Source organism: Blastococcus tunisiensis (genome assembly GCF_900112815.1).
Lineage (GTDB): Bacteria > Actinomycetota > Actinomycetes > Mycobacteriales > Geodermatophilaceae > Blastococcus_B > Blastococcus_B tunisiensis.
Window position 1 is genome coordinate 55,090 of the sequence record NZ_FOND01000021.1, and the last position, 14,055, is coordinate 69,144.

Annotated in this window: 14 protein-coding genes; 11 read left to right on the plus strand and 3 right to left on the minus strand. The window is 73.8% G+C overall.

Annotated elements, in window-relative coordinates:
• Window positions 1-16 precede the first annotated feature (16 nt).
• On the plus strand, window positions 17-250 hold the full coding sequence (locus tag BM142_RS20460) for a hypothetical protein (RefSeq protein WP_254791104.1): 234 nt from the start codon (window positions 17-19) through the stop codon (window positions 248-250).
• Between the two features lie 63 nt (window positions 251-313).
• Here BM142_RS20460 and BM142_RS20465 read toward each other — a convergent pair whose 3' ends face one another.
• Both BM142_RS20465 and BM142_RS20470 read right to left on the minus strand, forming a co-directional pair.
• Window positions 314-2,047: a sodium:solute symporter family protein gene (locus BM142_RS20465; protein WP_092202714.1), complete on the minus strand. Its 1,734-nt coding sequence runs from the start codon at window positions 2,045-2,047 to the stop codon at window positions 314-316.
• Window positions 2,044-2,352 (minus strand): DUF4212 domain-containing protein, encoded by a 309-nt coding sequence (locus BM142_RS20470; RefSeq protein ID WP_092202716.1) that lies wholly within the window; start codon window positions 2,350-2,352, stop codon window positions 2,044-2,046. The genes BM142_RS20465 and BM142_RS20470 overlap by 4 nt, the downstream gene beginning before the upstream one ends.
• Window positions 2,353-2,601: 249 nt before the next feature.
• Between BM142_RS20470 and BM142_RS20475 the strand changes: the two genes are divergently transcribed.
• Together BM142_RS20475 and BM142_RS20480 are read left to right on the plus strand one after the other, a co-directional pair.
• The gene (locus BM142_RS20475) at window positions 2,602-2,940 is read left to right on the plus strand and encodes a hypothetical protein (RefSeq protein ID WP_254791106.1); all 339 of its coding nucleotides are present in this window, start codon (window positions 2,602-2,604) and stop codon (window positions 2,938-2,940) included.
• A 128-nt stretch (window positions 2,941-3,068) separates the two neighbouring features.
• Window positions 3,069-4,343, plus strand: coding sequence for a Rieske 2Fe-2S domain-containing protein (locus BM142_RS20480; protein ID WP_254791107.1), 1,275 nt, complete (start codon window positions 3,069-3,071; stop codon window positions 4,341-4,343).
• Window positions 4,344-4,351: 8 nt separating this feature from the next.
• Here the strand turns inward: BM142_RS20480 and BM142_RS24735 are convergent, their stop codons facing one another.
• Entirely contained in the window at window positions 4,352-4,498 is a 147-nt protein-coding gene (locus BM142_RS24735; protein ID WP_175527389.1) for a hypothetical protein, read from the minus strand.
• Window positions 4,499-4,642: 144 nt separating this feature from the next.
• Here BM142_RS24735 and BM142_RS20485 point away from each other — a divergent pair, with 144 nt between their 5' ends.
• From BM142_RS20485 to BM142_RS20520, 8 genes are all read left to right on the plus strand, one after another.
• On the plus strand, window positions 4,643-5,197 hold the full coding sequence (locus BM142_RS20485; protein WP_175527390.1) for a copper chaperone PCu(A)C domain-containing protein: 555 nt from the start codon (window positions 4,643-4,645) through the stop codon (window positions 5,195-5,197).
• Between the two features lie 77 nt (window positions 5,198-5,274).
• Window positions 5,275-6,456, plus strand: coding sequence for a sensor histidine kinase (locus BM142_RS20490; protein WP_092202724.1), 1,182 nt, complete (start codon window positions 5,275-5,277; stop codon window positions 6,454-6,456).
• The gene (locus tag BM142_RS20495; protein ID WP_092202726.1) at window positions 6,453-7,148 is read left to right on the plus strand and encodes a response regulator; all 696 of its coding nucleotides are present in this window, start codon (window positions 6,453-6,455) and stop codon (window positions 7,146-7,148) included. The genes BM142_RS20490 and BM142_RS20495 overlap by 4 nt, the downstream gene beginning before the upstream one ends.
• Window positions 7,149-7,367: 219 nt before the next feature.
• On the plus strand, window positions 7,368-8,141 hold the full coding sequence (locus BM142_RS20500) for an ABC transporter ATP-binding protein (protein ID WP_217640821.1): 774 nt from the start codon (window positions 7,368-7,370) through the stop codon (window positions 8,139-8,141).
• A gap of 4 nt (window positions 8,142-8,145) precedes the next feature.
• A complete protein-coding gene (locus BM142_RS20505; protein ID WP_092202728.1) occupies window positions 8,146-10,320 on the plus strand; it encodes an FtsX-like permease family protein in 2,175 nt (724 codons plus the stop codon).
• Window positions 10,321-10,431: 111 nt separating this feature from the next.
• Complete coding sequence (locus tag BM142_RS20510; protein WP_217640822.1) at window positions 10,432-11,637, plus strand: MBL fold metallo-hydrolase; 1,206 nt, start codon at window positions 10,432-10,434, stop codon at window positions 11,635-11,637.
• A 175-nt stretch (window positions 11,638-11,812) separates the two neighbouring features.
• On the plus strand, window positions 11,813-13,366 hold the full coding sequence (locus tag BM142_RS25290) for a GAF domain-containing protein (RefSeq protein WP_092202730.1): 1,554 nt from the start codon (window positions 11,813-11,815) through the stop codon (window positions 13,364-13,366).
• A 131-nt stretch (window positions 13,367-13,497) separates the two neighbouring features.
• Window positions 13,498-14,055: helix-turn-helix domain-containing protein (locus BM142_RS20520; RefSeq protein WP_175527391.1), on the plus strand; the 558-nt coding region annotated here is incomplete at its 3' end.

Consider the following 14,055-nt stretch of genomic DNA (forward strand, 5'->3'; position numbering starts at 1 on the left):
TCCCGGAGGTCCCGCCGTGCACCTGCACCTGCCCCACCGGCTGACCGTTCCGCTCGTCCTGCTGTCGGTGGTCTACGCGTCCGCGATCGCCGTCGCGCTCGCGAACCCGGGCCGGCCCACGGTCGCCGGTCTCGTCGTCCTGGCCGGCCTGACCGCCCGCTGGGGAGCCCACCACCGGCGTGCCCCGGCACCGGCGGAGGTCGTGGTCCTCGCACCCGATCCCGCGCCGGCCCGCTCCACCGCTGCCTGACCCCGGACGCGCCGAGGCGCGCGCCCCCCGGACGGGGAGCGCGCGCCTCGGGTACGACGAGGGCTAGCGGGACCGCGGCTCGTGCGGCGGCTCCCCCAGCCACTCGTCCTCGGGCACGTCCTCCAGGTGCCCTTCGGCGTGCGCCGCGACCAGCCGGCTCTTGCCGGGGTAGCGGATCTCCTCCACCAGCTCCTGCATGACCGGCGACGGCTTCGGGGTGAACTGCGAGACGATGATCGTCACCACGAAGTTGATGATCATGCCGATGGTGCCGAAGCCGGTCTCGGGGATGCCCCAGAGACCCTCGCTGTTGCCGTAGATGTCGATCGTCCACAGCATGTACGCGATCGTCGTGCCCAGGCCGGCCGCGAGGCCCGCCGTGGCACCCATCGCCGTCGTCTTCTTCCAGAAGATGCCGAGCACCAGGATCGGGAAGAAGCTCGCACAGGCGAGGCCGAACGCGAGCGCGACCACCTGGGCGACGAAGCCGGGCGGGTTGATGCCCAGGTAGCCGGCGACGACGATCGCCGCCCCCATCGCGATCCGCCCGACGAGCAGCTGCCGGGCCTCCGTGGCGGCCGGGTTGATCCGCTTGTAGTAGACGTCGTTGGCCACCGAGGAGGAGATGACCAGCAGCAGACCGGACGCGGTGGAGAGCGCGGCGGCCAGGGCGCCGGCGGCGACCAGGCCGACCACGGGTGCCGGCAGACCGGCGATCTCCGGCGTCGCGAGCACGATGATGTCGTTGTTGATCACCAGCTCGCCGGTCGCGGGCCCGTAGTCGATGACGCCGTTGCTGTTGACGTCGTCGACCGTGATCAGTCCGACGTCGGCCCAGGTGTTGAACCACCCGGGCGTCTCGTCGACCCCCGTGCCCGCGATCTGGTCGATGAAGTTGAGCTTGCTGAACGCCCCCACCGCCGGGGCGGAGGTGTAGAGCAGGGCGATGAAGAACAGCGCCCACAGGGCCGAGAACCGCGCGGCACGGACGCTCTTGGCCGTGTAGAAGCGGACGATCACGTGCGGCAGGCCGGCTGTGCCGAACATCAGCGCCGCGGTGATCAGCACCATGTTGAGCATCGTCGTCTGCGTGAACGCCTCGGTGTAGGCCGCGAAGCCGAGGTCCTCCTGCAGGCCGTTGAGCTCGCCGAGGATCTCGCCGAAGGCGATCTGCGGGACCGGGATCCCGGTGATCTGCACCGAGATGGCCACCACCGGGATGAGGTAGGCGACGATCAGGACGCTGTACTGGGCGACCTGCGTCCAGGTGATCCCCTTCATGCCGCCGAGCACGGCGTAGAAGAAGACGATGACCATGCCGATGATCACACCGGCCGTGGTGCCGACGCCGAGGAACCGCTGGAACACCAGGCCGACACCGGCCATCTGCCCCGCGACGTAGACGAACGAGACGACGACCGCCGCGACGACCGCGACGAGCCGGGCCGTCTCGGAGTACCGGTCACCGACGAAGTCCGGGATCGTGTACTTGCCGAACTTGCGCAGGTAGGGGGCCAGCAGGAGGGCGAGCAGCACGTAGCCGCCGGTCCAGCCCATCAGGTACACCGAACCGGCGTAGCCGTTGCCGGCGAAGGCGATGATGCCGGCCATGGAGATGAACGACGCGGCGCTCATCCAGTCCGCGGCGATCGCGGCCCCGTTGGCCGGGGCAGGGATGCCGCCGCCGGCGACGTAGAAGCCGGACGTGGTGGACACCCGGCTGGCGTAGGCGATGTAGATGTAGATGCCGAACGTGATGACGACGAAGACGAGCGTCCAGACCTGGATGTCGCTCATGAGTGGTGGACCTCTTCCTCGTACTCGTCGATGCCGTACTCGGCGTCGAGCTTGTCCATCCGCCACACGTAGACGGCGATGAGGATCACGAAGGTCACGATGGATCCCTGCTGGGCGAACCAGAAGCCGAGGGGGAAGCCGAGGATCTCGATGTTGTTCAGCGGTTCGACGAAGACGATGCCCGCACCGAACGACACCAGCGCCCAGATCACCAGCAGCACGCTCATCAGGCGGAGATTCCTCCGCCAGTACTCCCTACGTTGGGTTGCGTCCACGCACTCCTCCAGAGGTCCGGCATACGACATATGTCCCAGGTCACATGTGCGCGGACAGGGAACCAGACCTGCCTGGTCCGGTCAAACAGTCGTACACACACTGCAACGTCCTCGTGACCTGGGAAGACGCGTCGCCCATACCATCGGCGTCACGGGCTATCGCAACCGCCCCGGAGCACCTACAGTCCTGTCCTTATGGCGGTGACTACACGGGACGCAACGCGCCGAGCTCGGCGCCGGGCACCCGGGAGCAGGCGCCTGCTCGGTGCGGCGCTGCTCGTGCTCTTCGGCTCCTTTCTGCCCTGGATCGCCACCGCGGCCGGCAACATCTCCGGCGTCCGCGGAGCCGGCATGTGGACGATGTACGCCGCCGTCCTGGGCGTCGCCGGCGCGATCATCCGCTCGCACGTCATCGCCGGCGTGCACGCGGCGATCCTGGCCGTGGTGGCCGTCGCCCTCCCGCTGTGGCAGGTGCTGCACCTCGCCGGGCTCGTCGGCCTCTTCTCCGGGTGGGCGCCCGGCCCGGGCCTGGTGATGGTGTTCGGTGGCGGGGTGCTCGCCGGCTCCGCCGCGCTCTCCCTGTTCCGGGCCGCGCGGACCGGCGCCCCGACCGCCTGACCGCCGCCGCACCCGTCCGCGTGGGCCGGCCGGCCGGCCGACCCACGACGTTGCGCGGCACGTAACGCCGCGGTCATCCGGCCACGGTGCAATGGGTCATGGCCGGGACGTCGACGGGGTGGTACCAGGTGGCTCGCGCCACCGCGGTCGGGACGACGCCGGTGCCGGTCGGCGCCGGCGGCCGCTCCTACGTACTCGTGCGGCTGCGCCCCGGCGCCGAGATCAGCGCCTTCCCGGCCCGCTGCCCGCACCGGCTGGTGCCGCTGGCCGGGGCGACCGTGGCCGAGGGCCGGCTGCAGTGCCCGGCGCACGGCTGGCGCTTCGACGGCGAGGGCCGGTGCGTGGACGTCCCCTCCCTCGGCCCGGCCGGCTGCCCACCGCCCCGCGCCGACCTCCCGATGCCGTGGGCGGTCGAGGAGCGGCACGGCTGGGTCTGGCTGGCCCCCGACCGGACGGGGACGCCGGGCCCACCGCGACCCGGCGCCGCCCCGGTGCTCGAGCCGGTCCCCGGGACGCCGGCCCCGCGCGGTGGCGTGTTCGGCAACCTCGACCCCTCGCTCGAGCACGCCTGGCACCCCGTGGCGCTGGCCCGCGAGCTGCGCCCCGGCGGGTGGTTGCAGGTCCGGCTGCTGGGCCGCACCTGGACGGTGCGCCGGGACGGCCCGGCCCTCGCCGCGGACCCGCCGGCCTTCGGCGTCCGCGAGCGGCTCGGCGTCGTATGGCTGGCCCCGCGCGAGGCGCTCGACGTCGCGCTGGAGGTGCCGGAGGCCGGGGACCGCCGCTTCGTGGGCAACTGGCTGGCGCCGGTGCGATCACCCGGTCCGGCCGGACCGCTGGCCGACACCGTCCTCGACGCGACCCACGGCCCGTTCGTCCACGCCTCGACCGTCGGCGCGCTCGACTCCCCGGAGGTGGGCCCGTACGAGGTGCGGACGGAGCCCGGCGGGTTCAGCAGCGTGCAGGAGCAGTGGGTGGACAACCCGGTCGATCCCGAGGTGGCGACGGGGGGCCGCCCGCTGCGCCAGCGGCGACGGACCACCTACACCTACCGGGCGCCGTTCCAGCTACGGCTGCGCCAGGACTTCCTGGACACCGGGGCGACGACGACGATCGTCTACCTGCTGCAGCCCGAGGACCACGACTCGACCCGGATCTACGTGCGCCTGCTGCTCTCCGACGGGCCGGGGCAGCCACTGGTCACCCCGGCCACGGCAGCGGCCCGGCTGGCGCTGCAGGGTCAGATCCTGGCGGAGGACGTCCGCTCGCAGGAGGCGCTCCTCCTCGACGGGCTGCCGCTGGACCGGCGCGACGAGGTGCACGTCCCGGCCGACGCCCGCGGGGTCGCCCTGCGGCAGGCGCTCTGCACCTTCATGGTCGCCCGCCGCCGGCAGCCGGCCGCCTGACACCCCGGTCAGTCGGGCCGGAGCTCCGCGCCGCAGGCCGCGCAGGTGGTCGGCGGGTCCTCCTCGGCCATCCGGCCGCACTCGGGGCAGACGCGCTGCAGCCAGCAGGCGGGGTCCCCGCCCTCGTCCCCGGGCGTCCGGGTCTCCTCGCTCACGCGGCCACCGTACGAGCGCGGGGCGGCGCCCCCGGTGTGGGCACGACGCCCCTCCTTCATTGCAGTAGGACGACGGTCGGGATTGTGCACCGATCCCGGGGTAGGGGACCGGGGATGCCCGTCGAACTCCGAGGAAGGACACCCATGACCCGGCCCCACCCGGTACGGACAGCTCTCACCGCCGCCGCCTGCGCGGCAGTGCTGCCGCTGGCCGCATGCAGCCAGGACAACCCGATCGAGAACGAGGGCACGGAGGTCATCGGGGGCAACGCCGGCGCCGACGAGGCCGTGACCGAGGACATCAAGATCACCGCCCTGATGCTCGACTACCCCGGCGACGGGCAGTGGGAGGAGGGCGAGGACGTCACCCTCTACGCGGCCATCACCAACACCGGCACCACCGCCGACCGGCTCGTCGACGTCACCGGCGAGGACTTCGCCGACGCGCAGCTGGCCGCGCTCGACGGCAGCGACGGCGCGATCGAGGTCCCCGAGAACGACAACGTCTACCTGGAGCCCGAGGGCGAGCCGTCGGTGATCCTGCAGGACCTGCAGACCTCGCTGCGCTCGTCCCAGTCGATCCCGGTCACGTTCGTCTTCGAGGAGGCCGGCGAGGTGACCATGACCGCGACCGTCTCCTCCTCACCGCCCGGGGAGGGCGATTTCGAGGCGCCGGAGGACCCCACCCCCGAGGAGTGATCCCCCCGCGGTCGGACACGCGGGTCATCCTCCGGGGCGACGACGGGGGAGGGCCGCCTCCCTAGGGTCTGGTCGTGATGGACCGCCCCCTCGACCGCGTCGCCGCGTGGACCCGCGAGCACCCGTTCGCCGTCGACGTCGCGCTGGCGGTCGGGGTGTTCCTGTTCGCGGTCGTCCTCGTGTCCAGCAGCTACTGGCAGGGCGAGCAGACGGCGTTCGTCTTCGGGGTGCTGCTCACCGCCCCCCTCGCCTGGCGCCGCCGCGCCCCGGTGCAGGCCGCGGCCGTGGTGGTCGTCGTCAGCCTGCTCCAGCTCCTCCTGGCCGACGACCTCCTCGCCGCGAACGTCTCCGCGCTGATCATGGTCTCCGCGCTGGCCGCGTACGCGCCGCGGTGGGCGGGACGGGCCGGACTCGGGCTCGGGCTGGCCGGGGCCGTGCTGGCCAGCGCCCGCTACTTCTCGCCGAGCGACAGCGAGACGCTGCTGCTCAGCACCGGCTCGATCGCCGTCGCCGTGGTGGCGGCCTGGGCACTCGGTGACCTCCGCCGGGCGCGGCTGCAGCGGCTGGCGGCGCTGGAGGAACGGGCCCAGCTGCTGGAGCTGGAGCGCGACCAGGAGATGCGCCTGGCCGCCACGGCCGAGCGCGCCCGCATCGCCCGGGAGCTGCACGACGTGGTGGCCCACTCCCTCTCCGTCGTGATCGCCCAGGCCGACGGCGGCCGGTACGCGGGCCGGACCGACCCCGGGGCGGCGACCGGCGCGCTGGAGGCGATCGCGGCCACCGGGCGGCAGGCGCTGACCGACATGCGGTCCCTGCTCGGCGTGCTGCGCGAGGGCGGCGGCGAGGAGTACGCCCCCCAGCCCGACGTCGCCGCGATCCCCGCCCTGGTGGAGGACGTCCGGGTCAGCGGGCTGGACGTCGACCTGATCGTCGAGGGCGAGCCCCAGCCGATGCCCGCCGGCCCCCAGCTGGCGGCCTACCGGATCGTGCAGGAGTCCCTCACCAACGTCCTGAAGCACGCCGGCCCGGCGAGCCGGGCCTGGGTCCGCCTGCAGTGGCGGGCCGACGCGCTGGAGCTGTCCGTGCTCGACGACGGCCGCGGCGCCTCGGCCGCCATGGTCGCCTCCGACGGCGACGGCCAGGGGGTGCGCGGCATGCGCGAACGCGCCACGCTGCACGGCGGGCGCCTCGAGGCGGGACCGCGCCCGGGTGGCGGCTTCGGCGTCCACGCGGCCCTGCCCTACGGTCGGCGGCGATGAGCGAGCCGATCCGGGTGGTGCTGGTGGACGACCAGCAGATGGTGCGTGCCGGCTTCCGGATGGTGATCGACTCCCAGCCCGACCTGACCGTCGTCGGTGAGGCCGGGGACGGCGCCACCGCGGTCCAGGTGGTCCGCCGCACCCCCACCGACGTCGTCCTCATGGACGTGCGCATGCCCGGCACCGACGGCATCGAGGCGACCCGCCAGGTGACCACGCTGCCGGACGCGCCGCGCGTCGTCGTCCTGACGACGTTCGACCTCGACGAGTACGTGGTGGCCGCGATCGGCGCGGGGGCCAGCGGGTTCCTGCTCAAGGACGCACCGCCCGAGGAGATGCTGGCCGCCGTGCGCACCGTGCACGCCGGCGACTCGGTGATCGCGGCCAGCTCCACCCGGCGGCTGCTGCAGCACGTGGCCCCGATGCTGCGCGGGTCGGCCACGACGCCGTCGGGGTCCGACGACCGGGTGCTGGCCGAGCTGACCCCGCGCGAACGCGAGGTGCTGGAGCAGATGGCGCTGGGGGCGAGCAACACCGAGATCGCCGCTCACTTCGTGGTCAGCGAGGCGACCGTGAAGACCCACGTCGGGCGGGTGCTGGCCAAGACCGGCTCCCGGGACCGCGTGCAGGCCGTCGTCCTCGCCTACCGGACCGGCCTCGTGCAGCCGGCCGACCTGCTCCGCGACGCCTAGCGGAAGGACCCCGTCCTCCCCGCCCTTCGCCCGCTCAGGGCGGTGCCCGGGACGGGGCTGGGGCAGGGACGCCCCTTCTCTCCCACCAGGGGATGACCTGGCCTCGGCCCCCGGGGGCACGGACGGTGGCGGCGAGATCGCCCTCCGCTCCGACGCGGCGGGAGGCCCCGGACCGGCAGCGTGATCACCGTCCTGATCACTGCCTTCCGGAGGTCTTCCGTGCCCGTCCCCGTCATGACCGTCCCCGGCGAGCCGCCCGCCTCGCTGTCCACCGCCGCCGTCCGGTCCTGGGGGCTGCGCAAGACCTACGGCAGCGGTGAGACCGCGGTACAGGCGCTGGCGGGGGTCGACGTCGCCTTCGCCGCCGGCGAGTTCACCGCGATCATGGGCCCGTCCGGCTCGGGCAAGTCCACCCTCATGCACTGCCTGGCGGGCCTGGACTCGGCCACCGAGGGCGAGGTCTGGCTGGGGAGCACCGAGCTGATCCGCCTCCGGGACGACGAGCTGACGAAGCTGCGCCGCCAGCGGATCGGCTTCGTCTTCCAGTCGTTCAACCTGCTGCCGGTGCTCGACGCGCGGGACAACATCGTGCTACCCATGCAGCTGGCCGGCCAGCGCCCCGACACGGGCTGGTTCGACGACGTCGTCGCCCGCCTCGGCCTGCGCGAACGACTCGGGCACCGCCCGCACGAGCTCTCCGGCGGCCAGCAGCAGCGCGTCGCCATCGCCCGTGCGCTGCTCCCCCGCCCCGACGTCGTGTTCGCCGACGAGCCGACCGGCAACCTGGACTCCCGGTCCGGCGCCGAGGTGCTCGGGCTCCTCCGGTCCAGCGTGAAGGAGACCGGCCAGACCGTCGTCATGGTCACCCACGACCCGGTGGCCGCCGCCTACGCCGACCGCGTGGTGCTGCTGGCCGACGGCCGGGTGGCCGGCCAGATCGACGCGCCCACGGCGGAGTCCGTGCTGGACGCGCTGCGCGGACTGGGGGCCTGACGTCATGCGCGCAGTCACGCTGGCGAGCGTCCGGGCGCACCTGCCCCGGCTGATCGCCTCCACCCTCGCCATCGTCATCGCCGTGGGCTTCGTGGTGGCGACCCTGGTGCTCAACGAGACCACGAAGGCCACCGTCCTGACGGCGGCCGGCGCCCAGTACGTGGACACCGACGTGGTGGTCACCTCCGACAGCGGCACCGGCCTGGCCGAGCACGTCGACACCCTCACCGGGCTGGACGGCGTGCAGGCCGTCGAGCCGACCTGGCAGACCTCCGTCCAGGCCGTCGCCCCCGGCCGCACCGGAGCGCAGTACGTGCTCGTCGAGTCGGTGGCGGGAGACCCGCAGCTGCGCTGGCAGCAGCTCGCCGACGGCTCGCTGCCGGAGCGCGCCGGGGAGATCGCGGTCAGCGAGCGCGTCGGCGCCGCCGTCGGCGACGTCCTCCCGGTCACCGTCTACGACGCCGAGGGCGACCCGACGACCAGGGACGCCACGGTGACCGGCGTCGTCGACCTCGGCGGCGACCCGACAGCCGGGATCTACGGCAAGGCGTACGCCACCGCCGACCAGGTCCGGGCCTGGGGCGCCGAGGAGCCCACCGAGCTGCGCATCACCGGCAGCGCCGATCCCGGCACGGTCTTCGGCGACGTCAGCACCGCGCTGTCCGGAGCCGACGTCACCGTGCGCACGGGCACCGAGCAGGCCGAGGCGGCCGTCGCGACCATCACCGGCGACGCCGCGTGGCTGACCACCACCCTGCTGGTGTTCGCCACCATCGCGGTGCTCGTCGCCGGCCTCGTCATCGCCAACACGTTCGCGGTGCTGCTCGCCCAGCGGACCCGCGACCTGGCGCTGCTGCGCTGCGTCGGCGCGACCGCCCGGCAGGTGCGCCGCGGCGTGCTCGGTGAAGCCGTGCTCACCGGCCTGGCCGCCTCCGTGATGGGCGTGCTGGCCGGCATCGGGCTGTCCGCCGCCGTCTCGGCAGTGGTGTCCGGCCTCGACTCGCCCATCCCGCTGTCCGGGGTGTCGGTGCCGCTCTACGCCGTGCTCGTCGGCCTCGCCGTCGGCACGGTCACCACGCTGATCGCCGCGCTGGCCCCGGCCCGCGCCGCCACCCGGGTCGCCCCGCTCGCCGCCCTGCGGCCGGTGGACCCGGTGTCGCTGCGCTCCCGCGGCGGCGTGGCCCGGCTGGTGTCCGGCCTGCTGCTCACCGTCGCCGGCGTCGCGCTCATGGTCCTGGGCGTCGTCACGGCGCAGATCCTCGTCGCGCTGCCCGGCGGGGTGCTCAGCGCGCTGGGGCTGCTGCTGCTCGCGCAGCGGGCAGTGCCGCCGATCGTCGCCACGGCGGGCCGGCTGCTCGGCCGCGTGGGCGGGTTGCCGGCGCGGTTGGCCACCGGCAACGCCACCCGCAACCCGCGCCGGACGGCGGCCACCGCCACCGCGCTGCTGATCGGCGTCACGCTGACCACGGCGATGGTCGTCGGCGCCAGCTCGACCCGGGCCACCGCCCAGGCGGGCCTGGTGGCGAACTACCCGACCGACGTCATCGTCCAGAGCTTCGACGAGCCGGTCCCGGCCGCGCTGCAGGGCCGGCTGGAGTCGGTCGACGGCGTCGTCGAGGCCACCGGTCTCACCGCGGGGACGCTCACCGGCCGGCTGGCCGACGGCGTGGACCAGACGGCGGTGATCGACGAGGTCACCGACCTGGCGGGCACCGCGCTGCCCACCGCGTACGTCACCGGGCTGGCCAGCGAGCGGGCCGCGATCGACTCGGTGGTCGACGTCCTGCTGCTGATCGTGACCGGCCTGCTCGGCGTCGCGGTGCTGATCGCGCTGATCGGCGTCGGCAACACGCTGGCCCTCGCGGTGGTCGAGCGGCGGCAGGAGAGCGGCCTGCTGCGGGCGCTGGGCCTGACCCGAGGGCAGCTCCGGGCACTGCTGGCCTGGGAGGCGGTCCTGGTCGCCGGGGTCGCGGCGGTGCTCGGCGTGCTGGTCGGGGGCGCCTACGGCCTGGTCGGCGCCGCGTCGGCGCTCGGCGAGCTCGGCGAGGTGGTGATCAGCGTCCCGTGGCTGCAGGTGGGCGCGATCGTGCTGGTCGCCACGGTGGCCGGGCTGCTGGCGTCGGTGCTGCCGGCGCGGCGCGCGGCGCGGATCTCCCCGGTGGCCGCCATCGCCGCCTGACCCCCGGTGGAGGGCCGAAGTGGCCACTTCGGCCCCCCACGGGGTGTCCCGGCACCGGGGACGTCGCCCGGTTCACAGCCGCCGCGCCGTCGCGGCTGGGATGCTGGCACCGTGCCGTACCGCATCGCCCGCCGCACCGCCCTGGCCGCCACCGTCCTCGCCGGTCCGGCGGGTTTCCTCGCTGCCGCCGCCTGGGGGCTGCCGACCGCGCTCGGCGCCCACCGCCGGCGGCTGCGCCCCGTCGTCTCCCAGTCCGCGCAGTTCACCGACGGAAAATTCCACAACCGCATGCCGACGCCGGCGCTCTCGCCCGCCAACACCCGCGACGGGCTGCTGCGCCAGTGGCACGAGGAGCGGCACGTCGGCCTGCCGGGCGGCCCGATCCCCCTGGCGTCCGCCGCGATCCCCGCCGATGCGGCCGAGCTCGCCGTCACGTGGTTCGGCCACGCCAGCGCCCTGCTCGAGGTCGACGGCCAGCGCGTCCTGGTCGACCCGGTGTGGGGATACCGGGTCTCGCCGTCGCCGGTGTTCGGACCGACCCGCCTGCACGAGCCGCCGATGGCGATCGAGGACCTGCCTCCCGTCGACGCCGTCCTGATCTCCCACGACCACTACGACCACCTCGACCTGCCGACCGTGCGGGCGCTGCTGACCACCCAGACCGCGCCGTTCGTCGTCCCGCTCGGCATCGGCGAGCACCTGCGCAAGTGGCACGTGCCGGAGGACCGGATCGTCGAGCTGGACTGGGACGAGACCCACGTCGTCGGCGGGCTGGCCCTCACCTGCACCGAGGCGCGGCACTTCTCGGGCCGCTACTTCCACCGGGACACCACCCTGTGGGCGTCGTGGACCGTCGCCGGGCCCCGGCGCCGGGTCTTCTTCGGCGGCGACACCGGGTACACCCCCGCGTTCGCCGAGCTCGGCGCACGGTTCGGCCCGTTCGACCTCACCCTGCTGCCGGTCGGCGCCTACAACGACGCCTGGCACGCCATCCACATGGACCCCGAGGAGGCGGTGCGGGCACACGGCGACCTCGGCGGGAACCTGCTGCTGCCGATCCACTGGGCCACGTTCAACCTGGCCTTCCACCGCTGGGCCGAGCCGGTGCAGCGCCTGCTGAAGGCCGCCGATCGCACCGGCGCGCAGGTCGTCGTCCCGCAGCCGGGCGAGCGGATCGACGTCCTGGACCCGCCGCCGCTGCACGACTGGTGGACGGCGGTGGGCTCGGCGGCACCGGATTCGCACGAGGACGCCGGCGTCGGCTCGTCGGTGCTCGCGCGGACGCTCACCCGGTTGCTCGCCCTGCTGCCGGGATGAACCCCACGGGCCCCGGCAGCCTCCTGCGGTGACCGGTGCCACATGACTGAAGAGTCTCAGGCCACGTTCGTGCGTTGCGCGCAACCAATCCGGGTGGAGTCACGCCACTCTTCCTCGTGCCCGCTCGTCAGCGGGCCGATGGACACCGTGTTGTCCACGAGGAGGAGTTGTCGAGATGGTGCAGTTCGGCCGCCGCAGGACGTCGACGGAGCCGCAGGGTCCCGTGATCGAGGCCCGCGCGAACATCGCCGCCGTCACCGCTGTGGTCGAGGCCCTCGGCGCCGTGGAATCGGCCGAGTGCGCCGTGGCCCTGGCGCTGGAACTGGTCCGCGAGCAGTTCGGCTGGGCCTACGGCTCCTACTGGCAGGTGGACCCGGCCGACCGCGCCCTCCACGTCGTGCAGGAATCCGGGGACGCGGGACCGGAGTTCCGGGAGGTCACGCTCGCCGCCTCCTTCCGTGAGGGCGTGGGCCTGGCCGGACGGGCCTGGCGGGCGCGCGACCTCGTCTTCGTCCCGGACCTGGGACAGGTGCGGGACTGCGTGCGCGCCCCCGTCGCCCAGCGCGTCGGCGTCCGAAGCGGGATCTGCTTCCCCCTGCTGGAGGACGGCGAGGTCGTCGGCACCATGGACTTCTTCGCCACCGAGACGCTCGCCCCCTCCCCCGAGCGCCTGGACACCCTGCGGGCGGTCGGCCGGCTGGTCTCCCAGGCCATCGAGCGCCTCGTGGCCGCGGAGCGCCAGGCCCAGGCGGCGCAGGACACCGAAGCGGTCACCCGGGTGCTGCGGGAGATCTCGGCGGCGGCGACGCCCGAGGACGCCATGGCCCGGTGCCTCGACACCATCCGCGAGGGCTTCGGGTGGGCCTACGGCTCCTACTGGCGGGTGCGGGAGGAGGACCGGGCGCTGCACTTCGTGCAGGAGTCCGGCAGCGCGGGCAGGGAGTTCCGCGAGGTCACCCTGGCCGCCTCGTTCCGCGAGGGCGTCGGCCTCTCCGGGCGCGCGTGGCGGTCCCGCGACCTCGTGTTCGTGGAGGACCTGGCCCAGGTCACCGACTGCGTGCGCGCCCCTGCGGCGCAGCGGGCGGGCGTGAAGTCGGGCGTCTGCCTGCCGATCCTCGTCGGCGGCGCGGTCGTCGGCACCATGGACTTCTTCGCCACCGAGACCCTGACCCTGGCCCCGGGCCGGGCGGACGCGCTGCGCAACACCGCCTACCTGCTCGGCCAGGGCATGGAGCGGTTCGCGGCGGCCCAGAAGCTCGAGCGCGCAGGACGCGAGCTGCTCGAGTCGATCACCGAGGTCGAGCGCAACGTGCTGTCCGCGACGAGCGTCGCGGGCGAGGGCATGCGGCTGACCGAGGAGGCCAACGGCCAGGTCGCCGGGCTCGGCGACTCGAGCGCCGACATCGGCAAGGTCGTGAAGACCATCCGCGGCATCGCCGACCAGACCAACCTGCTCGCCCTCAACGCGACCATCGAGGCGGCGCGCGCCGGTGAGGCCGGCCGCGGGTTCGCCGTCGTCGCCAACGAGGTCAAGGAGCTGGCCGCCGAGACGGCGCGGGCGACCACGGACGTCGACGCGAAGGTCACCGCGATCCAGGAGCAGGTCGGGCGGGTGGTCTCGGCGCTGGCGGCCATCAGCACGGCGGTCGAGCAGATCAACGAGACGCAGACCGTGATCGGCGGCGTCCTGACCGAGCAGTCGGCGGTGACGAGGGCGATCCTCGACTAGCTGTACTGACCAGAGACGTTGGTCGAGGACGTGTGACCACGGGATCTGACTGACGGGTCTTGTGGCGGGAGGACCTCCGGACGTGGAGTGGAGCTGCTGAAGGCACCCACTACACGAACCCGGAGGTCCTCGTGGCCCACGCTAACGCTGCCCTGACTCCTCGCCACCGTCTGAAGCTTGCTCGCGCCGTGGTCGATGGCGGCTGGACGATCAGCTACGCCGCGGCGGTGTTCAACGTCGCCTGGCCCACGGCCAAGAAGTGGGCCGACCGCTACCGGACCGGCGGGCCGGCGGCGATGGAAGACCGCAGCTCCCGGCCGCACTCCTGCCCGCGGCGCACCCCGCGGCCGATCGTGCGCAAGATCGTGCACCTGCGCTGGAAGAAGCGACTCGGGCCGGTGCAGATCGCCGACCGCCTCGGCCTGGCGGCCTCGACCGTGCACGCGGTGCTGGTCCGCTGCCGGATCAACCGGCTCTCCCACGTCGACCGCGCCACCGGAGAACCGATCCGCCGCTACGAACACGATCACCCCGGCTCACTGCTGCACGTCGACGTGAAGAAGCTGGGCAACATCCCCGACGGCGGCGGCTGGCGCTACACCGGCCGCCAGCAGGGCCACAAGAACCGCGCCGCCACGGCAGGCAAGCCCCGCAGCAAGCACCACGGCCCGCTGCTGGGCACCGCCTTC